Below are 21,521 nucleotides of genomic sequence, written 5' to 3'. Positions count from 1 at the left end.
CGGGGAGCCCGCTCTTTCATGAATTGCCGCATCAGTTGTCGCGGTTCAGGAAGAATATCGGAATATTGGCCAGGAATACGTCCTCTCCGCAGAGCTGGCTGCGTTTGGCGAGCAGCTCGCTCAACAGGATGTCGCCGATGACGTAATTGCTCTCTTCGCTGGTGTACTGTTCGTGTATCTTCGAGAAATTGAGAATCCCGTGCACGTCCGTGTCCTTGTACCGGGCATAAATCTTCAGCGTGATGTCCGTCGTATAGTCGGGCTTCTGCATGTAACTCTGTTTCTTGTACTCGTAGCGGTAATTGTTCAGGCGGGCCATGATGTCGCTCAGGATGGACGAGGCGGTGGGCAGGCTTCCGGCGCCTTTGCCGAACATGAACTGGCGGTCGTAGCATTCGCCGCGAATCACCACGCCGTTATACTCGTCGTCGACGCTGTAAATGTATTTGGAGGGCGTCACGAATTCCGGCATGACGAACATCGTGAAATGTTCATCGCTCACCTTGACCACCTGCGCCACCAATTTTATCTTCACGTTCTTCTCGCGCGCATACTGGATGTCCGAGTCGTGGATGGTCGAGATGCCGTAGGTGAAAATGCGCTCCGGGGCGACATACGTGCCCAGTGCATGTACCGTGATGATTACCAGTTTGAAAAGCGAATCGTACCCCTCGATGTCGAACGAAGGGTCGCTTTCGGCGAAGCCCAGCGCCTGTGCCTGCGCCAGGGCGTTGGCGTAGCTGTCCTTGTGGTCGAACACGCGCGACAGGATGTAGTTCGACGAACCGTTCAGGATACCCTTGACCTCCAGCAGTAGGTCGTTGTCGTAGTACTCCTCGAGGTTGCGGATTACGGGAATCGAGCCGCACGACGAGGCGTCGTAAAGCAGCGCCACGTTGCGGGTCTTCTGTATCTCGATCAGCTCCGGAAGGTGGTGTGCGAGCATCGTCTTGTTGCCCGAAACGACGGGAATGCCGCGCAGCAACGCCCGTTTTACAATGCTGTAAGCGGCATCGGCGTTGTCGATAACCTCGACGATCAGGTTGATGTTCTGGTTGTCGAGGATGTCGTCTACCGAGGTCGTGAAAAGGGACTTGTCGACCTCGACCTTACGCGGTTTTTCCGGGTCGCGGACGCAGATTTTCACGATTTCGGCGTGGGCGTTCTTCGATTTCTGCACTACCTGGTAGATGCCCTGTCCGACGACGCCGAACCCGAACAGGCCGATTTTGATTTTGCTCATATGCTGCTTGTTATTGATTGTTCATGAAAGGGATGAGGATGTCGTTCAACTGCCCGTGCTCGACCAGGAATCCGTCGTGTCCGAACGGCGAGTCGATTTCTACATAGCTGCTTCCGGCAATCATGCCGTGCAGTTCGCGCATCTCGGCCGGGGTGAAGATGATGTCGGTCGTGATGCCGATTACGATGGTGCGTGCTTCGATGCGTGCGAGTGCCGCCGCTACCCCGCCCCGCCCGCGTCCGGCGTCGTGTGTGTCGAACGCATCGAGTATGGCGTAATAGGAATAGGCGTTGTAGCGTTTGCAGAGTTTCTCTCCCTGGTATTGCTGGTAGGTGGAGGCGCGGTGTACGGCGGGACACTCTTCGCAGTCCTGCTGGGTGAGGTTGTACCCCAGCGAGCCCCGGTAGGTCAGCAGCCCGAGTGCGCGCGCTGCGGCGAGCCCGGCCATGCCCGCATCGTCGCGCGGCTGTCCGAATGTCGTGTCGGCCTCGATGGCCATACGCTGTGTTTCGTCGATGGCGATGCTCCACGGCGACGCTTTTGCCGCCGTGGCAATCAGGATGAGTTTGCCGATGCGCTGCGGTTCCGCCACGGCCCATTCGATAGCCTGGAATCCCCCGACCGAACTGCCTACGAGCGTGTCGATGCGGTCGATGCCGAGTGCGTCCGCGAGCAGTTGGTGCGCGCGCACGATATCGCGGATTGTGAACGGCGGGAAATCCTTATAATAAGGTGTCCCGGTTGCCGGGTTCACGTGCAGCGGGCCCGTGGTGCCGTAGTGCGAGCCGAGGATGTTGGCACAGACGACGAAATGGCGTGCCGGGTCGAGGAAGCATCCCGCCTCGACCGTGTGCGGCCACCAGTCCGCCACGTCCGAGTTGGCCGTCAGGGCGTGGCATACCCATACGGCGTTGTCGCGCGCCGCATTGAGCGTGCCGTAGGTGTGGTAAGCGATTTTCAACTCCGGCAGCGTGTGTCCCGTTTCGAGCAGGAACGGCCCGGGCGCTATGTAAATATGCGGTTCCATTACAGGTGTTTCAGGGCTTCGTTCAGGTCTTCTTTTATGTCGTCGATGTGTTCGATTCCGAGCGACAGCCGTAGCAGGTTGGGATAGACGCCCGAGGCGACGAGCTCCTGCTCGTTCAGCTGGGCGTGCGTCGTCGAGGCCGGGTGTATCAGCAGTGTCTTGGCGTCGCCGACGTTGGCCAGGTGGCTGATCAGGCCGAGGTTGTCGACGATTTTCGATGCCTGTTCGGCGCTTCCCTTTACGCGGAACGTCAGCACGCCGCCGAAACCGTTGCGCAGGTATTTCTTCGCCAGGGCGTGGTACTTGCTGCTCTTGAGTCCCGGATAGCTGACGTGCTCGATGCGGGGATGCGCTTCCAGCCATTCGGCTATTGCGAGGGCGTTGTCCACGCTGCGCTGCACACGCAGCGAAAGGGTTTCGAGGCCCTGCGTCAGCAGGAACGCATTGAACGGGCTGATGCACGACCCGATGTCGCGCAGCCCTTCGCAGCGGGTTCGGGTCGCAAATGCCGTCTTGCCGCACTCTTTCCAGAAGTTGAATCCGTGGTATCCCTCCGAAGGCTCGCTCAAAGCCGGGTATTTGCCGTTGCCCCAGTCGAAATTGCCTCCGTCGACCACTACGCCGCCGAGGCTCGTGCCGTGGCCGCCGATCCATTTGGTCGCCGAGTGGGTTACGACGTTCACGCCCCACTCGACGGGCCGGCAGAGGTAGCCGCCTGCACCGAACGTGTTGTCCGTCACCACGGCGATGCCGTGTTTGTGCGCCAGTTCTACGATCGGCTCGAAATCGGGAACGTTGAATTCGGGATTTCCGATGGTTTCCAGGTAGATTGCTTTCGTTCGTCGGTCGATCAGCGAGGCGATGCTGCCGATGTCGTCGCCGTCGGCGAAGCGGACTTCGACGCCCATGCGCGCGAGCGTATATTTGAATTGGCTGAATGTCCCTCCGTAAAGGAACGAGGTGCTGACGATGTTGTCGCCCATGCCGGCCATGTTGCCCAGGGCCAGGAACTGGGCGGCCATGCCCGATGCTGCGGCCACGGCGGCCGTACCTCCCTCGAGTGCGGCCATGCGTTCTTCGAACACCGAGGTCGTCGGGTTGCTCAAACGGGTGTAGATGTTGCCCTCTTCGCGCAGGGCGAAGCGTGCCGCACCCTGCTCGGCGCTGTCGAAGACGTAAGAGGTCGTCTGGTAAATCGGCAGCGCGCGTGCGCCGGTTACGGGATCGGGCTGCTGTCCGGCGTGGACCTGCAGCGTTTCGAAACGGTAATTTTTTTCAGCCATATTTCGTTTTTTAATCGTTACAAAAAAATCCGACCTCAAGGAAGCCGGATTGTATCGTTCGTGCACACGTAAAGGCTACACCCGGCGGAATCGGTTGCACATGCACATCATACCCATAGTCATGTCGCGGAGCATTCCGCGGCACCTGTCGGTGTATGTCGTCGTTGCAATCATTATTCTGCTTTCGGATGTTGTCCTGTGGTGCAAATATAGGAATTTTTTGGTTCCCGCTACCCTTTCTGCGCATTTTTTTGAAAAATGGCCGTTTCGCGGCTGCAAATTTGCATGCCGATTTACGAGTCTGGGCTTTATTGTGGAATAAATGAGCCGAAAAGTTTGAATATTAAAAATAATGATTATCTTTGCGTTGTGAAGAATGTGCATAACGCACAAGGGATTGACTAAAAATTTTCTATTTTATGATGAAACGACTTAACGCAGCAATTTTGTTGCTGGTCGCGGTATTGACAGGCGCCTGTCAAAAAGAATTCAGTAAGGGAGGGGACGACAACCAGACCTCTACAACTATTCCAAAGGACTTTTATTGGAAAATGACCCGTGACGCAACGGTAACGGTGGGTATGCCGAACACAGGCGGTGCCGCACCCGAATATGCCGTTGTCCGAATCTATTCGTCACCGATCCTGGCCGACGGAAACGTCGTGGCCATGGGGGTGGTGAAAGCTTCGCAGCCTACGTTCTCGACGGCAGTGACCCTGCCTGCCGGAGTTGAGAACATTTATGTGCAGACTACCCTGCCCGACGGTACGGTTTCGGTGGTTATGAAACCCGTAGCCGCTTCGGTGAATGTAGCCGGAGCCGTGATGCAGAGCGCCGCGGTTCCGCAAATCCGTATGGCTGCCGCGACGCGCGGCGGTGAAGAGAGTTCGATGCCCTCCTATCCGCAGATTGCGGCCAAAAGCGAGGCAGATTTCGAAGAGGGGGCTATTATCCGCCAGACGCCGGCCTCCAATATCGACCTCGGGGCGAGTTGGATTTCCAAACCCTACGCCGCTGCCGCGGAATACTACATTCCCGCCGGCGCCGAGATTACGGGCAACATCAACTTGAACGGTACATTCAGCCCTAACACCACTCCCATCCTCTACGTGGCGGGCAAGCTGACGCTGAATTCGTCCTATACGATCGGCCAGGCAACGCTTGCCGTGCTTCCGGGCGGTGAGGTTTATATTCAGGAGGCGAAGGCCAACTTGCAGAAGAATGCCGTCAACCCTGCGATTTTTGTTTTCGAGGGCGGTACATTCACGACCGAAAGAACGAGCTTTTCGTGCAAGGCCGTTGTCAACGAAGGTACGTTCATCGTCAACGGGCTGTTCAACGTGAACAACTCCTGCGAGTTCTTCAACGGGGCTTCGGCCGTACTGCAGGCCGGTAATGTGGAAGTCACCAACCATGCGAAACTGTACAACGACGGCAAGGTGGAAAGTGCGGATTTCCGGCTCAATACCTATGCGGAGCTGCATAACTGCGAGAACGGTTCGGTCACTATCGACGGGACTTTCTACGTGACCAACCAGTCGGTTACTTTCCAGAAAGGTACGGCTGCGATGGATAAACTCGAAGCGCGCGGCGGCGGTACGCTCTATGTGAACTGCCATACCGTGGCCGATGACATCGTTGCCGAAGGCGCCAAGTTCTATATCGCTTCCGGCTCCGGACTCGACGCCGGGACGGTCTACTTCAACAGCAATACGGAACTGTATGCTGCTGCCGGTTCGATTTTCACGATGGACGAATACAATGCGAGCAAGTCGGGCGGCAACGTGCGTATCATAAGCCAGGCCGCAGCAGACCAGCTGATGGCCGTGGTCGTAATCCGTGACAAAGGCATCAGTTCGCGTTACTACGGAACGAAGTTCGAAGGGTTGATGGAAGTCGTATACGATAACACCGCCGATACGAAGTATGTCATCGACGAGGGCAGCCTGACGGGCGGCGCCGTGATGCGCACCGAGCAGACGGTCGTGATTCCCGGGAGCAAATGCAACGGCGGCAAGGAACCTGTAACGCCGGATCCCGAACCGGAACCCGATTTCATCGAAGTGGCAGGCGCTCCCTACACCTATTGCTTCGAAGACGGCTGGCCCTGGATCGGCGATTACGACATGAACGACATCGTCGTGGTTGTCAGCGTCGACCGCCGCATCAGCAAGACGACCGGAAAGGTGGAGTTGATTCGCATCAACTGGGAGCTGAAAGCAGCCGGTGCCGCGCACCTCAACGCTTTTGCCATCCAGTTGGATAAGGTTCGCTCCTCGGAGGTCGCCGGCGTGACGGCAACGCACACCTCGTTCGGACAGGGCGCATTTGCAAGCCCCGACCTCGAGACCGGCAGCGAGCTGGCGATCATCCCGCTGTTCAATACGGCGCAGGAGATTCTGGGCGAGGGAACCTATATCAATACGCAGAAAGGCAAGAGTGTTCCCACCGTGAAGCATACGACGACCGTGACGTTTGCCCAGCCCGTCGATGCAAGTGCCATTATCGAATCGGCGCTCAATGCGTTCATCGTCGTGAACCAGCGCAGTTCGGGTACATTCAGCCGCGATATCGAGATTCATACGCCCGGCAGCCAGCCGACCGGCTTCGCAGTGGTTTCGGGCAACACGTTTGTCGAAACGGATCCTTACAGGTACTACATTTCCAAAGGCAATGGCATGAAGGACAACTATATGATGTGGGCGCTCTGTATCCCGGGTGAATTCCGCTACCCTGTCGAACGCAACGACATCCGTACCGTTTATACCTATTTCAGCGCGTGGGCCGCTTCGGGCGGAGCCGAGCATAAATACTGGTATAAGGACGAGGCCAACGACGACCTGCTCTATTAGACCGGAAAATGCCGGATAGATAAGAAGGCTGCGGAGTATTCCGCAGCCTTCTTTTTTTGCCCGTATGAGCGGTTCCGATTGCCGGCTTTACCGCCGCTCCGGCCCTGTCTGGTATCCGTCCGGCTCCTGCCGGGATTCCCGTGCTGTGCCTGTCGGGCTCTCCGGAATGGCCCTCCTGTCGCGGATTCCCGCCTGCGCTCGTTACCCCGGTCTGTTCCGCAGGTATAGTTGTTTGCGTTTTTACGAGCTTTCTGTATCGCCGCAGGGGGCTCGGCCTGCCTGCTGGTGCCGGTACCCTCCCGCCTTTTTCCGAGGCTGGCCGCATTTGTCCCGGATTGCGTCCGGGAGAGGTGAAAAAACACTCCGCAAGCGTTGCCGCTGCGGAGTGTTTGGTGTGTTACGGAATAATATGCGTCATTTGCGGTCGATGCGGTCGATGCCCGACTGGGTCGCGGCGCCGCGCAGTATCGTCCGGCAGAAAAGGTAAACCTCTTCGCGGGTGGCGTTGTTGAGCCGCAGTTCGAGCATCGTATCCATTATCCGGTCTGCGAACGATGTCGGCTCGATTTCGGACAGCAGCAGTTGCTCTTCGCGGCTGCCGTTGAGGTGATGGGCCAGCTCGCTGCGCCAGAATTCCCGGTTTTCGTCGAAATGCTCGGCATAAATCACTTTGTGGCGTATGTCCGACAGGAAACTGCTCTCTACCATGTAAAGGGCGTCGATGTATTCGTATACGAGTTTGAAAACCCGCTGGAGCGAACTCCGGCTGTGCCGTTTCCGGTAGGACGCGATGCGTTCACGCTGCCGGCTGCCCATAAAGTCGAGGCAGGCATTTACCAGGTCGTCCTTGTCGGCGAACATTTCGTAAAGGGTGCGTTTCGAGATTCCCAGCGTCTGCGCAATCTCATCCACCCGGACGGCACGTATGCCGTTCCGGGTGATGAGTTCCTGCGTCGTGCGGATGATCTCCTCTCTGGTCGCTCCCCGCTTCATTATTTCTCCTCCGCTGCCATGTCCCGGCCTCCGCCGAGAGCTTGGTAGAGATTCACGACTCCTTGAATTTCATCGAACTGGTCGGCTATCTGCGACAGCTGGGCCGAAAGCAGCGACTGCTGTGCGGTCAATACTTCGAGATAGGTCGTCGAGCCGTGCTGCATAAGCAGTTCCGTGCTCTCCACGGCGCGCTCCAGCGCTTCGATCTGCTTTACGCGCAGGTCGGCCTTGGCGCGTGCCGACTGGCACTGCGTGAGGGCATTGTTGACCTCGGCTCCGGCATTGAGCAGGGCCTGCTGGAATGCCAGGCGGGTTTCCTCCTGCTGTGCCTTGGCAATCTTGACGCGCGCGCGGTTGGCATTGGCGTTGAAGATGGGCTGCAGGAGCGAAGCCGCTGCCGACCACAGGATTTTACCGGGATTCTCGAGCCTGATACCGCTGCTGTTGGTCCATCCGAGCGTGCCGCTCAACGTAATCGACGGATAGAGGGCCGAACGGGCTTCGCTGGTCGCGTAATAAGACTGCATCAGCGAGTATTCGGCGCTGCGGATGTCGGGACGGTTCGAAAGCATCTGCACGGGCACGCCTACCGTCAGGTCGGCGGGCAGCCGCTGTCCTTCGAGGCGGCCGCGCTGCACCTCGTGCGGGCCTTCGGCCAGCAGCGAGCAGAGGCTGTTCTCCGCCTGGCGAATCTGGTACTGCAGGTCGTGCAGGGAAGCTTCGATCGAAAGGCATGTACCCTCGTACTGGGCGACGGCGGCCTCGGTGGCCATGCCGGCCTCTTTCATCGCACGCATCGTACGCACGCTTTCGCGCCATTTTTCGGCGGTCTGCTCGGTCACTTCGTACTGGCTGTCGAGCATCAGCAGCGTATAGTAGAGGTTTGCAATGCCCGAAATCAACTGCGTTTTCACAGCCTGCTCGTACTCCTTGCTCTGTGCGTAGAGTGCCTTGGCCTTGCGCTTGGCATTGGTCAGTCCGTTGAAAATATCGATTTGCCAGCTTGCCGTTACGGGGATGTTGTAGGTCTTCGACGGCGTTGCCCAGTCGAAGCTGCTCAAGTTGCCCTGCGGCGCGAAGTTGAACGACGGCAGGTAAGCCAGGCGTGCCGATTTGAGCGTCGCCTCGGCCTCCTTGACGCGCCACTGCGCCGACTGCAGGTCGGTATTGTTGTCCAGTCCCTGTTGTATCAGGTTCTGCAGGTAGGGATCCGGGAACATTTCCTGCCAGCCGATATTGCCGATAGTCGCCGTGTCAGCTGTTTCGGCCGTGCCGTACAGGCCGTCGGTTTTCACCTCGGGACGCGTGTAGGGCTTGTAGATGCCGCAGCCGGTCATGGCCGCTGCGGCCAGTATGATAATTAACTTTTTCATCTTGTTATTCCTCCTCTTTCTCGTTTTTACACTCCTCCAGTTCGGCACGTACGGCCCACTGCGGATCGGGATCGAACTCCAGCGGCTTGATCTTCTCCTGCAGGGTCTGGAAGACGATGAACAGCGTCGGTACGAGGAACAGCAGGGCCAGCGTTCCGACGATCATACCGCCGATGACACCCGAACCCAGCGTCGAGTTGCCGTTGGCGCCTACGCCGGACGAGAACATCAGCGGGATCATACCGAATACCATCGTGAGGACGGTCATCAGGATAGGACGCAGACGAACCTTTGCGGCGGATACGGCGGCCTGCGTGAGGCTCATGCCCGCAGCGCGGCGGTCGGAAGCGTACTCCGTAAGCAGGATGGCCGTTTTGGACAACAGGCCGATGAGCATGATAAGACCCGTCTGGAGGTAAATGTTGTTCTCCAGCCCCATTATCTTGGCCAGGAGGAAGCTGCCCATCAGGCCGCACGGTACCGACAGGATGACGGCGAACGGCACGAGGAAGCTCTCGTACAGGGCGCTCAGGATAAGGTAGATAAGCAGGATACAGATACCGAAGATGATAGCCGTGTTGCTGCCCGTCTGTGCCTCTTCACGGGTGATGCCGTCGAATTCGTAACCGTAGCCTCGCGGAAGCACCTGTGCGGCCACCTCGCGGATGGCGTTGATGGCGTCGCCCGACGAATAGCCGTTGGCGGCCGTACCGTTCACGGCGATCGAGTTGTAGAGGTTGAAGCGGTTCAGGACTTCGGAGCTGTAAACCTTCGTCAGGTTCACGAACTCGCTCAACGGAGCCATCTCCCCGCTCTGCGTGCGTACGAAGACATTGCGCAGCGATTCCGTGTCGAGGCGGTATTTCGGATCGGCCTGAATCGTCACGTAGTACATTTTCGAGAAGCGGTTGATGTTCGAAACATACTGGCCGCCGTAGTAGCCCGAAAGCGTCGAAAGAATCGTGTTCGGCGAGATGCCGGCGCGTTTGGCTTTCGCAGCGTCGATGTCCACCATATACTGCGGGAAGTTGATGTTGAACGTCGAATAGGCCCTCTCGATTTCCGGACGCTGGTTCAATGCGCCGATGAACTGCAGGTAGATGTTGTAGAAATCGGTCAGGTCCCCTCCCGCCTTGTCCTGCAGGTGCATGGAGAAACCGGTCGAAGTACCGTAACCCGAAATCATCGGCGGTGCCACGGCGAATATCTGCGCATCCTTGATGTCGGCTGTACGCCCGTAAATCTGCCCGATGACCGCATTCACGTCGTCGGTCTTTTCCGGACGGTCTTTCCAGTCCTTGAGCTTGATGATACACATACCGTACGAGGAACCCTGTCCGGCGATCATACCGTAACCGGCAACCTGCATGTAGTCGCGGATCTGCGGAATACCCTGGATACGCTGCGAAACATTCTCCATGATTTTATGGGTTTCTGCGAGCGACGAACCCGGGGCAGCAGTCACGTTGACCATAATCGTACCCTGGTCTTCATCGGGCACCAGACCCGTTTTGGTGGTGTTCATCAGCAGCACCAGCGCCGCAATGGCAAGGCCGAGCGTCGACCACATCAGCCACTTGTGCTTGATGAAGAGCAGTACGCCGTATTTGTACTTGTTGACCATGGCGCTGAATCCCGTGTTGAAAGCCTTGCGGAAGCGTGCCGCGAAGTTGTCGCGCATCTCGCCGTTTTCGTCGAGGTAGGGCTTCAGCAACATGGCGCAAAGCGCCGGCGACAGCGTCAGGGCGTTGATGGCCGAAAGACCGACGGCCACGGCCATCGTAATACCGAACTGCGTATAGAACACACCCGACGTTCCGCCCATCATGGCGACGGGAATAAACACGGCCATGAAGACCATCGTCGAGGTAATGATGGCCGAAGTGATACCCGACATGGCGTCGATGGTGGCCATGTAAGAGGACTTATATCCCACGTCGAAGCGCGCCTGGACAGCCTCCACTACGATAATGGCGTCGTCGACCACCGTACCGATCGCAAGGACGAGTGCGAAGAGCGTCAGCAGGTTGATCGAGAACCCTGCGAAGAACAGGAATGCGAACGTACCGACCAGCGCCACGAGAATCGAAATCGTGGGAATCAGGGTCGAACGGATATCCTGCAGGAAGACGTATACCACGAGCACCACGAGGATAATGGCCTCGATCAGGGTTTTCAGCACCTCGCTCATCGAGGCGTAGAGGAAGTCGTTCACACTCTGCAGGTGGGCGACTTCTATGCCTTTGGGCAGTTCGGCGTCGACCTCTTCGAGCAGCGCTTCGATATCGTTCACGACCTGTGTGGCGTTCGAGCCCGCAGTCTGGAAAATCATCGTGCTGATACCCGGATGGCCGTTGGTGTAGCCTTTGTATGCGTAGGACTCGCTGCCCAGTTCGATGTCGGCGACATCTTTCAGGCGCAGTATCGTGCCGTCCGGCTGCGAAAGAATCACGATTTCCCCGAACTCTTCGGGCGTCTGGTGACGTCCGCGGTATTTCAGCGTGTACTGGAACGTGTTCTGGGAATTCTCACCCAGCGTACCGGTCGCCGACTCGATGTTCTGCTCGGCGAGTGCCGCCGTAACGTCCGACGGGATGAGTTTGTACTGGGCCATGATGTCGGGCTTCAGCCAGATGCGCATCGAATAGGCGGCACCGAGCGTGAATACCTCGCCCACACCGTGGATACGCTGGATACGCGGCTCGATGTTGATTTTGGCGTAGTTGGCCAGGAACGTTTCGTCGTAGGAGTCGTCGGGGCTGTAGAGCGAGAAAATCTTCACCATGGAGGTTTGGCGCTTCATGGTGGTCACACCGATCTGCGTAACTTCCGAAGGAAGCAGACCGGTGGCCCGCGATACCTTGTTCTGTACGTTCACGGCGGCCATGTCGGCATCGGTTCCCTGGCGGAAATAAACCGAAATGGTGGCGCTGCCGACAGCGGCGGATGAAGTGATGTAAGTCATGTTCTCCACGCCGTTGATAGCTTCCTCGAGCGGAACGATGACCGACTTCTGGATTGTTTCGGCGCTGGCGCCGGGATAGCTGGCGCGCACCATAACCGTCGGGGGCGCGATATCGGGATACTGCTCGACGGGAAGTCCCACGAGTCCGATGATACCTGCGATGACGATTACTATCGATATGACCGACGCCAGTACGGGTCGTTCGATAAAATGTTTCAGTGTCATATGTTATTCCTCCTTTTCGGTTTCGGTTTGGGCTGCGGCCTCGGGAGCTGCCGGTGCCGGAGCATCCTGTCCTTTGGCAATCACGGGCGTGCCTTCACGCAACAGACCCACACCTTCGGCAACGATCACCTCGCCCGGCGTAAGGCCCGACTTGACGATATACTCCCTGCCGTTATTGATTTTTTCTACGTCGATCATGGACGACGAGGCTTTGCCGTCCACCAATTTATATACATATACCTTATCCTGCAGTTCGAACGTCGCAGTCTGCGGTACGACGATACAATCCTTGTGGATGTTGGGCAGGATCACACTGCCGGCGCCGCCGCTGTGAAGCAGGCCGTCCTTGTTGGGGAACGCTGCACGCAGCTGTACGCTGCCCGTCGAGGGATCGATAACGCCGCTGATCGACTCGATGCGGCCGGTCTTGTCGTAAATCGAACCGTCGTTGAGCTGCAGCTGTACGTCGGGCATGTTCTTGAGTGTGTTGGCGATCGAGCCGTACTGGCGCGTCAGGTTGAGCAGCTGGTTTTCGGTCATCGAGAAGTAGACGTACATGTCCGAGTTGTCCGACACGGTGGTCAGGGGCTGCGGGAGCGATGCGCTCACCAGGGCGCCGACACGGTACGGCAGCGTCCCTACCACGCCGTTGGCCGGGGCTTTCACGACCGTGTAAGAGAGGTTGTTGGCTGCGTTGACGCGCTGTGCTTCTGCTTGTGCGAGCTGTGCCTTGGCAGTCAGCAGCGTGTTCTCGGCCGTCGAGAGGTCGTATTGCGATACGACGTTCTTGGCGAAGAGCTCCTTTTTGCTGTCATAGGTAAGCTGGGCCGTCGCTACGCCGGCCTTGGCCGCTGCGACGTTCGCCTCGGCAGTCTGCAGCGCCGCCTTGTACGGTACCTGGTCTATGATGAAAAGGGTCTGTCCTTTCGATACGACCTGGCCCTCGTTGACGCAGAGTTCGGAGATGGTACCCGAAACCTGCGGATAAATGTCGATGTCCTGACGTCCGCGGATCGTTGCGGAGTAGTTGCTCGGGATTTCGCGGTCAGTGGTGGCAATGGTCATTACGCCGTATTGGGCGGGACCCTGTGCCGTCGGTGCCTGTCCGCACGAAACGGCCGCCATGAAGCAGGCCATAACGGCTGCTTTCACAAATGTTTGCTTCATAATTTCTCCTCTTTTAAACTAAAAAAACTTTTTTCGTTGCAAAAGTACCCTAAAAAGGATGCGATCATGCCATTATATTGCGAACAGTGTTGGTGTTTTTCGGAACAAATTTTAGGATTATAATGAAAAAATCGTTAAATTTGTTCGAAAAAAGAATTCGTATGTCTGCGCCTAACCCCATAATAACTACGCCCGAAGAGCAATTTGTCGTCGGGGAATCCGATTTCAGCTTTTACAGCAACTACGCGAGCCGCTGCGAGGGAGGCGCTATCCTCTTTTGCCGCAAAGGCAGCGCCGAGGTTACCGTAAACCAATATCACGGGGTGGTGAAACGCAATACGATGATACTCGTGCTGCCCGGCTCCATGCTGATGCTCACGGAGCGTACCGAAGACTTCCGGGTGACGTTCTGTGCCTTTTCGCGCGACCTTTTCGCCGAAGCGGGATTCCGGCTCGAACCCTCGTTTTTCCGGGCTCTGCGTGAAAATCCCATCTCCTACCCGCCGCCCCGTATCGTCGAGGGGGCGGGCATCTGGTTTCAGATGGCGGCCTACACGTACCGCGACCGGAACAATGTCTTCCGCAATACGATTATCCGCAACCGCCTGCAGAACGTGCTGATGGAGATATACGACAAGGTGCAGCGTTTTGCCAACATGCAGCACCAGACGCCCGAAACGACTACGCGGCAGACCGAACTGTTCCACCGTTTCGTGGCCCTCGTGCACGAGCACAGCTCCCAGCAGCGCGAAGTTTCGTTCTATGCCGACAAACTCTGCATCTCGACCCGCTACCTTTCGACCATCGTGCGCAATATCGCGCGCAGTTCCGCCAAGGAGTTCATCGACCGCTCGGTGCTGCTGGAAATCAAGATGCTCCTGCAGTCGACGGATTTGTCGGTGCAGGAGATTGCCTATCGCCTGCACTTTCCCGACCAGTCCTATCTGGGGCGCTATTTTAAGAAGCATACGGGCGAATCTCCTACCGAGTACCGCAACACCAAGAAATAAGCCGCCCCGCCGGGCGGCTTTTATTTTGTCCGGTACGCAGGGTGCTTTGGAACCTGAATTGCAGGGTAACACCTGATTCATTAAATATGCATGATTATGAGCAAGACGATTGAAATTCTGGGCGAGAAAGCGGAATACTATCTTTCCCATGTTTGCCGGACTATCGACAAAAAACGGCTCTACCTGCCCGGGCCCGATACCGTCGACAGGGTCTGGATGGAATCCGACCGCAATGTGCGCACCCTCGGCAGTCTGCAATGGATACTCGCCAACGGCCGGCTGGGCAATACGGGATATGTTTCGATTCTGCCCGTAGACCAGGGCATCGAACACACGGCCGGCGCTTCGTTCGCCCCCAATCCGGATTATTTCGATCCGGGCAAAATCGTCGAGCTGGCCATCGAGGGCGGCTGCAACGCGGTGGCTTCGACGTTCGGCGTGCTGGGTTCCGTAGCGCGCAAATATGCCCACAGGATACCTTTTATCGTGAAACTCAACCACAACGAGCTGCTCTCCTACCCCAATACCTACGACCAGGTGCTGTTCGGTACCGTGCGCGATGCGTGGAATATGGGGGCTGCAGCCGTCGGCGCCACGATTTATTTCGGCTCGGAGCCGAGCCGCCGCCAATTGGTCGAGATTGCGCGGGCGTTCGATGAGGCGCACGAGCTGGGCATGGCGACGATTCTGTGGTGCTACCTGCGCAACGGGAGTTTCAAAAAGGACGGCGTCGACTACCACTCTTCGGCCGACCTGACCGGACAGGCGAACCACTTGGGCGTGACGATAAAGGCCGACATCGTGAAGCAGAAACTGCCGGAGAACAACGGCGGGTTCCGGGCAATCGGGTTCGGCAAGACGCGCGACGAGGTTTATTCGCAGTTGACGAGCGAGCACCCGATTGACCTTTGCCGCTATCAGGTGGCCAACGGCTACATGGGGCGTGTCGGATTGATCAATTCGGGCGGAGAGTCGCGCGGGGCTTCGGATTTGCAGGAGGCGGTCATGACGGCCGTGGTGAACAAACGTGCCGGCGGCATGGGCCTTATCAGCGGCCGCAAGGCGTTCCAGCGTCCGATGGCCGAGGGAGTGGCGCTGCTCAACGCCATTCAGGACGTATACCTCGATCCCGGGGTGACGATTGCATAATAATCCCTTGTCCGGAAACGTTTTAGGATAAGATAATAAGAAGTTAAAAGTACATTATGAAAATAACGTTTTTCGGAACCCAGCCTTATGACCGCGAGTCGTTCGACCGAGCGAATGCGGCTTTCGGGTTCGAGTTCAACTATCACCGCAGCCACCTGAATGCCAACAATGCCCTGCTGGCCAAGGGCGCCGATGCGGTCTGTATCTTCGTGAACGATACGGCCGATGCCGACACGATTCGCCAACTGGCCGAAATGGACGTGAAACTGATTGCCCTGCGCTGTGCGGGATTCAACAACGTCGACCTGAAAGCCGCGGCGGAATACGGCATTCCCGTCGTGCGTGTTCCGGCCTATTCGCCGTGCGCCGTCGCTGAGCACGCCGTGGCGCTGATGCTGGCGCTCAACCGCAAAGTCCACCGCGCCTACTGGCGTACGCGCGACGGGAACTTCTCGCTGCACGGCCTGATGGGCTTCGACATGTACGGCAAGACGGCGGGCATCATCGGTACGGGAAAAATCGCCCGCGAGTTGATACGCATCCTCAAGGGCTTCGGCATGGAAATTTTGGCTTACGACATCTATCCGGACGAGGAGTATGCCGCCGCGGCACAGATAAAGTACGTGCCGCTCGACGAGCTGTACCGCCGTGCCGACATTATTTCGCTGCACTGCCCGCTGACCGACCAGACCCGGTATATGATTAACGAAGGCGCCGTTGCACGGATGAAGTCCGGGGTAATCATCATCAACACGGGCCGCGGGCAGTTGATTCGCACCGAAGCGCTGATAGAAGGGCTGAAAGAGAAAAAAGTCGGAGCCGCCGGACTGGACGTATACGAGGAGGAGGCCGCTTATTTCTACGAAGACACCTCGGACAGCATCATGAACGACGACGTGCTGGCACGCCTGCTGTCGTTCAACAACGTTATCATGACCTCGCACCAGGGGTTCTTTACGCATGAAGCGCTGGATAATATAGCGCACACTACTTTGCAGAATATTAACGATTTCGACAAGCACCGGGAGCTGGTGAACGAGGTGCGGGCCGAAGCAGAAAAGGCGATGGGATGAAAAAGGTCGTTTTGCTCCGCCACGGCGAGAGCACATGGAACCGGGAGAACCGGTTTACGGGATGGACGGATGTGGATTTGAGCGAGAAAGGCGTTGCCGAGGCGGCGAAGGCCGGGGAACTGCTCCGCAAGGAGGGGTTTCAGTTCGGCCGAGCCTATACCTCTTACCTGAAACGGGCCGTAAAGACGCTCAACCTCGTGCTCGACAAACTGGATCAGGACTGGATTCCGGTTTCGAAGAGCTGGCGGCTTAACGAGAAGCATTACGGTTCGCTGCAGGGACTCAACAAGCGGGAAACCGCCGAAAAATACGGTGACGAGCAGGTGCATATCTGGCGGCGTAGTTACGACGTGGCCCCGGCCCCGCTCGGCGGGGAAGACCCGCGCAACCCGCGTTTCGACGTCCGCTACCGCGATGTGCCCGAGGCCGAACTGCCTTGCACCGAGTCGCTGCGCGATACCGTCGCCCGCACCATGCCTTACTGGGAATGCGAAATACTGCCTGCGCTGGCGCACCACGACGCCCTGCTGGTCGTGGCCCACGGCAACAGCCTGCGCGGTATTATCAAGACACTGAAAGGCATCTCCGACGAGGCGATTTCCGAATTCAACCTGCCCACGGCCGTGCCCTATGTCTTCGAGTTCGACGACGGGCTGAACTACGATAAGGATTATTTCCTGGGCGATCCCGCGGAGATAGCCGCATTGATGGCCGCTGTGGCCAACCAGGGCAAGAGAGGCTGACGGGCCGGATAAGTGGCCGGTTGGATTCTGTCCGGTCGTTTTATGCGAAACCCCCGCATCGTTCGTACGATACGGGGGTTTCGCCCTATCCGGAGTGGCGTCAGCTCTGCATCCGGTATTCGTTGGGCGACTGCCCCACGCACTTTTTGAACAGGCGTGTAAAGTGCTGCGGGTACCTGAAACCGAGCTCGTAGGCGATTTCGCTGATCGATTTGGTGATGTCGAACATACGCTCCTTGGCGATGTCGATGACCTTCAGTTGGATGTATTCCTGGGCCGATTTGCCGGTTTCCTTTTTTACGAGGTCGCCGAAATAGTTGGCCGAGAGGTGCAGCCGGTCGGCGCACCAGCGTACCGTGGGCACACCGTCGCGCTGCGGCGTATCGTCCCGGAAGTAGTCGTTCAGCAGCCGTTCGAATCCCGACAGCGCATCCTTGTTGACTTCGCTGCGCGTGGTGAACTGGCGTTCGTAGAAACGGATGCTGTAATTGAGCAGCAGCTCGATGTTCGATACGATCAGCGTCCGGCTGTGTTTGTCGATGGCGTGCTGCAATTCGCCCGCGATGTTGTGCAGGCAGTCGAGCACCACGTGCCGCTCCTGCTCCGAGAGATGCAGCGCCTCGTTCGATTCGTAGGAGAAGAACGTGTACTGGCCGATGTTGCGCCCGAGCGACGTTCCGCGCAGCAGATCGGGGTGGAACAGCAGCGCCCAGCCTTTGGGCTGGAATTGCTCGCCGTTGTCCTCGATGCCGACCACCTGTCCCGGGGCGAGGAATACGAGCGTCCCCTCCTGGTAGTCGTAATAGTGGCGGCCGTAGCGCATGTCGCCGCATTTGACGTCTTTCAGAAAAACACAATAGAAACCGTACATGCGGCGCGAGTGCCGGGCCGGCGGGCATTTCGAAAAGTCGATGACGCTGACCAGCGGGTGCAGGGTTTCCACGCCCATCATTTCGTTGTACTGGTAAATATGGTCCAGTTTGGCAATCTCTTCCATAATCCGTTTTTTATTCGTTTGTCACAAAGTTAGTGTTTTTTTCGACCCCTGCCGCGCCCCTGCCGGCGAATCGGTAATAATGGTACGACGAACCGTAATCCGGGTAAGAACCGGATGTTTGAAGTGCCCTACTTTTGCAATGTGGAAAAATTCAGAAAAATGAAAAGCAGGTTGATTACGACGCTCGTCGTGCTGCTGTTCGCAGCGACGGGTATTTATGCACAAAACAAAGACAAGGGTAATATGAAAACGAATGAACGGATGGGCGTTGTTTTCCCGCGCGGGGAAAAATTGCCCGAAATGTTTTCGAAGTATTTCACCGGGCAGGCATACCTCGCCCGGTTGACGCGGAACGGGGAGCTCAACTGCCCGATTTCCAATGTGACGTTCGAGCCTGGGTGCCGCAACAACTGGCACAGCCACACGGGCGGACAGGTGCTGGTCGCCGTGAGCGGCCGCGGCTACTATCAGGCTGCGGGCGAACCGGCCCGCGAACTGCGGCCGGGCGATGTGGTGGAAATCGCCCCCGATGTAGTGCACTGGCACGGTGCGGCCCCCGACAGCTGGTTCGCGCATCTGGCGATCGAAGCCAATCCGCAGACGAACCGCAATACATGGCTGGAGCCGGTCGACGACGCGCAGTATGCCGCTGCGACTTCGGCGGTAGCCGGCGCCGCATCCCGGTCGGACGAAACGGCCGTACGGAATTATACGGCGTCGTTCCCGGAACAGGCGTCGAAATTTAAGGCGGAAGACCCTGAATTATTTGAAATTTTTGGTAATTTTGCGTTCGGTGAAGTCCTTGGATATGGTGAACTTGACCCCCGGATGCGGATGATGTGCATCCTTGCCTCGTGCATAGCCGGACAGGCGCATGCCGAATACCGGAGTGCGCTCGGCGGGGCCCTCGATGCAGGTGTCACGCCTGTCGAGGCCAAAGAGGTGCTCTATCAGGCGGTACCCTATGTGGGCATGGCCCGGGTGGCGGACTTCGTGGATATTACGAACGGCGTGCTGGCGGCACGCGGCGTCGTGCTCCCGCTGGAGGGGCAGTCGACGACCTCGCCCGAAACGCGTTTTGAAAAAGGGCTGGCCGTGCAGAAGACAATTTTCGGCGAGCGGATAGATGCGATGCGCGCAGCGGCGCCGGCGAACCAGAAACACATACAGGATTACCTGTCGGCCAACTGTTTCGGCGATTATGTCGCCCGCGGCGGACTGGATGCGAAGATGCGCGAACTTTTGACTTTTTCGATGCTCCTGTCGCTGGGCGGCTGCGAGCCGCAGTTGAAGGGGCACATCCAGGGCAACGTGAACGTCGGTAACGACAAGCGGACGCTGCTGGCAGTCGTGACCCAATTGCTGCCCTACGTAGGTTACCCGCGGACGCTGAATGCGATTGCGTGCCTGAATGAAGTGATACCCGAATAAAAGGAAAGTTATGAAGAACATACTATTAAATAACGGCGTGGAAATGCCGATCCTCGGGTTCGGCGTTTACCAGATTGCCGACCAGTCCCTCTGCGAAGAATGTGTTTATGAGGCTCTTATGGCGGGTTACCGTTCGATAGATACCGCTTCGGCGTACGGCAACGAGGCTGCCGTGGGCCGGGCAATCAGGCGCAGCGGGATTCCCCGTGAGGAGCTGTTCGTCACGACCAAACTCTGGATCAGCGACGCCGGATACGACCGTGCGAAAAAGGCGTTCACGAAATCGCTCGAACTCCTGCAGCTCGATTACCTCGACCTCTACCTTATCCACCAGCCTTTTGGCGATGTCTACGGTTCGTGGCGGGCGATGGAGGAGCTCTACAAGGCGGGGCGCGTACGCGCTATCGGCGTCAGCAACTTCTATCCCGACCGACTCGTCGACCTGATTCTGCACAACGAAATCGTGCCTGCCGTGAACCAGGTGGAAACGCATCCTTTCTTCCAGCAGGTGGAAAGTGCGGCGCTGATGGAGAACCGCGGCGTGCAGATCGAGTCATGGGCACCTTTCGCCGAGGGAAAAAACAACCTGTTCACCGACGGGGTGCTCGCGGGGATTGCCGCTAAACACCGAAAAACGGTGGCGCAGGTCGTGCTGCGCTGGCTGATACAGCGGAATGTCGTATGCATTCCGAAATCGGTTCACAAAGAGCGTATCGTCGAGAATTTCGACGTATTCGACTTCGAACTGGACGCCGGGGACATGACGGCGATCGCAGCGCTCGACCGCAATAAAAGCAGTTTCCTCGATCACCGCGATCCGGAAGTGGTTGCATGGCTCTGTAATTTATAATCCGGCAATTGAATTTGAAATTATGGCAAAGAAGATATTGATTCTCTCCTCCAGCCCGCGGCGCGGGGGAAACTCGGACAGGTTGTGCGACCGTTTTATGGCAGGTGCCCTGGAGGCCGGGCACGAGGTGGAAAAAATCTTCCTGAAAGACCGGAAGATTGGCTATTGCACGGGCTGCGGTGCGTGTTACAACGGGGCGAAGCCCTGCCCGCAGAAAGACGACGCGGCGGAAGTGCTCGGCAAAATGGTCGCGGCGGATGTAATCGTGATGGCTACGCCGGTCTACTTTTATACGCTGTGCGCACAGATGAAAACCCTGATAGACCGTGCCTGCGCCCGTTATCTGGAGATGACCGGCAAGGAGTTCTACTTTATCCTGACCGCTGCCGAGCAGAGCGTTCCGATGATGGAGCGTACGGTCGAGTGCTTCCGGGGATTCCTCGACTGCCTTGAAGGGCCCCGGGAGAAAGGCGTGATTTACGGCGTCGGGGCATGGCAGGCCGGCGACATCGAGGGAATGCCTGCGATGGAGGAAGCCTATGCGATGGGACTCCGGGCGTGAAACTTGGAAAATAATAAAATATGCGAATAACGATTTTAATGGCATTGATAACGATGTTGTTTCCCGGTATGGATACGAATGCACAGACGGCTCCCGGCAGGAAAGTGCTGGTGGCCTATTTCTCGCACAGCGGCAATACGCGCGAGCTCGCGCAGCAGATTGCTTCGGCGACCGGTGCCGCTGTCTTCGAAATCGTTCCTGCGGCGGCCTACCCTTCCGAATACCGGGCTGTCGTCGACCAGGCGAAGAAAGAGATTGCCGAAGGGGAGCATCCTGCGTTGAAAGACAAGCCGGAAAGCATCGCCGGATACGATGTGGTTTTCGTCGGCTCGCCCTGCTGGTGGGCGACAATCGCACCTCCTGTGGCGACTTTCCTCGCCGGTTACGACTGGTCGGGCAAGACCGTCGTGCCCTTTATGACGCACGAGGGCAGCCGCATGGGCCACAGCGAAGAGGATATTCGAAAACTTTGTACCGGGGCCACCGTGGCCCGCGGACTTCCCGTACGCGGCGGAGCCGTGAAAAGTTCGCAGGATGCCGTGCTGACATGGCTCCGGGATATAAACCTGACTAAATAA

General features: G+C 57.7%; 17 protein-coding genes. 9 read left to right on the top strand and 8 right to left on the bottom strand.

Features of this window, described 5'->3' with window-relative positions:
* Nucleotides 1–31: 31 nt before the first annotated feature.
* From QZT71_RS01560 to QZT71_RS01550, 3 genes are read right to left on the bottom strand one after another with little or no spacing between them, the layout of a single operon-like run.
* The gene (locus QZT71_RS01560) at nt 32–1,243 is read right to left on the bottom strand and encodes a homoserine dehydrogenase (RefSeq protein ID WP_295911427.1); all 1,212 of its coding nucleotides are present in this window, start codon (nt 1,241–1,243) and stop codon (nt 32–34) included.
* 10 nt (nt 1,244–1,253) lie between these two features.
* Nucleotides 1,254–2,270 carry a homoserine O-acetyltransferase gene (gene metX, locus QZT71_RS01555; protein ID WP_295911426.1) on the bottom strand — a complete coding sequence of 339 codons (1,017 nt, stop codon included), beginning with the start codon at nt 2,268–2,270 and terminating at the stop codon, nt 1,254–1,256.
* The gene (locus QZT71_RS01550) at nt 2,270–3,553 is read right to left on the bottom strand and encodes an aminotransferase class I/II-fold pyridoxal phosphate-dependent enzyme (RefSeq protein WP_295911424.1); all 1,284 of its coding nucleotides are present in this window, start codon (nt 3,551–3,553) and stop codon (nt 2,270–2,272) included. The genes metX and QZT71_RS01550 overlap by 1 nt, the downstream gene beginning before the upstream one ends.
* Before the next feature lie 551 nt (nt 3,554–4,104).
* Here QZT71_RS01550 and QZT71_RS01545 point away from each other — a divergent pair.
* A complete protein-coding gene (locus QZT71_RS01545; protein WP_295911422.1) occupies nt 4,105–6,405 on the top strand; it encodes an LruC domain-containing protein in 2,301 nt (766 codons plus the stop codon).
* A 414-nt stretch (nt 6,406–6,819) separates the two neighbouring features.
* Here the strand turns inward: QZT71_RS01545 and QZT71_RS01540 are convergent, their stop codons facing one another.
* The 4 genes from QZT71_RS01540 to QZT71_RS01525 are packed head-to-tail and all read right to left on the bottom strand — an operon-like array spanning nt 6,820 to nt 13,128.
* The gene (locus QZT71_RS01540; protein WP_295911420.1) at nt 6,820–7,398 is read right to left on the bottom strand and encodes a TetR/AcrR family transcriptional regulator; all 579 of its coding nucleotides are present in this window, start codon (nt 7,396–7,398) and stop codon (nt 6,820–6,822) included.
* On the bottom strand, nt 7,398–8,771 hold the full coding sequence (locus tag QZT71_RS01535) for a TolC family protein (protein ID WP_295911419.1): 1,374 nt from the start codon (nt 8,769–8,771) through the stop codon (nt 7,398–7,400). Before QZT71_RS01535 ends, QZT71_RS01540 begins: the two co-directional genes overlap by 1 nt.
* A 4-nt stretch (nt 8,772–8,775) precedes the next feature.
* Nucleotides 8,776–11,961, bottom strand: coding sequence for an efflux RND transporter permease subunit (locus tag QZT71_RS01530; protein ID WP_295911417.1), 3,186 nt, complete (start codon nt 11,959–11,961; stop codon nt 8,776–8,778).
* Between the two features lie 3 nt (nt 11,962–11,964).
* Nucleotides 11,965–13,128: an efflux RND transporter periplasmic adaptor subunit gene (locus QZT71_RS01525; protein WP_295911415.1), complete on the bottom strand. Its 1,164-nt coding sequence runs from the start codon at nt 13,126–13,128 to the stop codon at nt 11,965–11,967.
* Nucleotides 13,129–13,289: 161 nt separating this feature from the next.
* On the opposite strand from QZT71_RS01525, the gene QZT71_RS01520 reads away from it, so the two are divergent.
* The 4 genes from QZT71_RS01520 to gpmA all read left to right on the top strand — a co-directional run bounded on the left by QZT71_RS01520 (nt 13,290) and on the right by gpmA (nt 17,103).
* Nucleotides 13,290–14,138: a helix-turn-helix domain-containing protein gene (locus tag QZT71_RS01520; RefSeq protein ID WP_295911414.1), complete on the top strand. Its 849-nt coding sequence runs from the start codon at nt 13,290–13,292 to the stop codon at nt 14,136–14,138.
* 96 nt (nt 14,139–14,234) lie between these two features.
* On the top strand, nt 14,235–15,287 hold the full coding sequence (locus QZT71_RS01515) for a class I fructose-bisphosphate aldolase (protein WP_295911412.1): 1,053 nt from the start codon (nt 14,235–14,237) through the stop codon (nt 15,285–15,287).
* Nucleotides 15,288–15,343: 56 nt separating this feature from the next.
* The gene (locus tag QZT71_RS01510) at nt 15,344–16,360 is read left to right on the top strand and encodes a 2-hydroxyacid dehydrogenase (protein ID WP_295911410.1); all 1,017 of its coding nucleotides are present in this window, start codon (nt 15,344–15,346) and stop codon (nt 16,358–16,360) included.
* Nucleotides 16,357–17,103, top strand: coding sequence for a 2,3-diphosphoglycerate-dependent phosphoglycerate mutase (gpmA, locus tag QZT71_RS01505; protein ID WP_295911408.1), 747 nt, complete (start codon nt 16,357–16,359; stop codon nt 17,101–17,103). The genes QZT71_RS01510 and gpmA overlap by 4 nt, the downstream gene beginning before the upstream one ends.
* Nucleotides 17,104–17,203: 100 nt before the next feature.
* On the opposite strand, the gene QZT71_RS01500 is transcribed toward gpmA, so the two are convergent.
* Nucleotides 17,204–18,100 (bottom strand): AraC family transcriptional regulator, encoded by an 897-nt coding sequence (locus tag QZT71_RS01500; protein ID WP_295911407.1) that lies wholly within the window; start codon nt 18,098–18,100, stop codon nt 17,204–17,206.
* Nucleotides 18,101–18,343: 243 nt separating this feature from the next.
* Here QZT71_RS01500 and QZT71_RS01495 point away from each other — a divergent pair, with 243 nt between their 5' ends.
* From QZT71_RS01495 to QZT71_RS01480, 4 genes are read left to right on the top strand one after another with little or no spacing between them, the layout of a single operon-like run.
* Nucleotides 18,344–19,531, top strand: a complete 1,188-nt coding sequence (locus QZT71_RS01495) for a carboxymuconolactone decarboxylase family protein (protein WP_295911457.1) — start codon at nt 18,344–18,346, stop codon at nt 19,529–19,531.
* Nucleotides 19,532–19,541: 10 nt separating this feature from the next.
* Nucleotides 19,542–20,381, top strand: coding sequence for an aldo/keto reductase (locus QZT71_RS01490; protein ID WP_295911405.1), 840 nt, complete (start codon nt 19,542–19,544; stop codon nt 20,379–20,381).
* A 22-nt stretch (nt 20,382–20,403) separates the two neighbouring features.
* Complete coding sequence (locus QZT71_RS01485; RefSeq protein WP_295911403.1) at nt 20,404–20,943, top strand: flavodoxin family protein; 540 nt, start codon at nt 20,404–20,406, stop codon at nt 20,941–20,943.
* A gap of 20 nt (nt 20,944–20,963) precedes the next feature.
* Nucleotides 20,964–21,521, top strand: coding sequence for a flavodoxin (locus QZT71_RS01480; RefSeq protein WP_295911402.1), 558 nt, complete (start codon nt 20,964–20,966; stop codon nt 21,519–21,521).

This window comes from uncultured Alistipes sp. (genome assembly GCF_902388705.1).
GTDB lineage: Bacteria > Bacteroidota > Bacteroidia > Bacteroidales > Rikenellaceae > Alistipes.
Note: the sequence above shows the minus strand (reverse complement) of the source record. Positions and strands in the feature narration are given on the sequence as shown.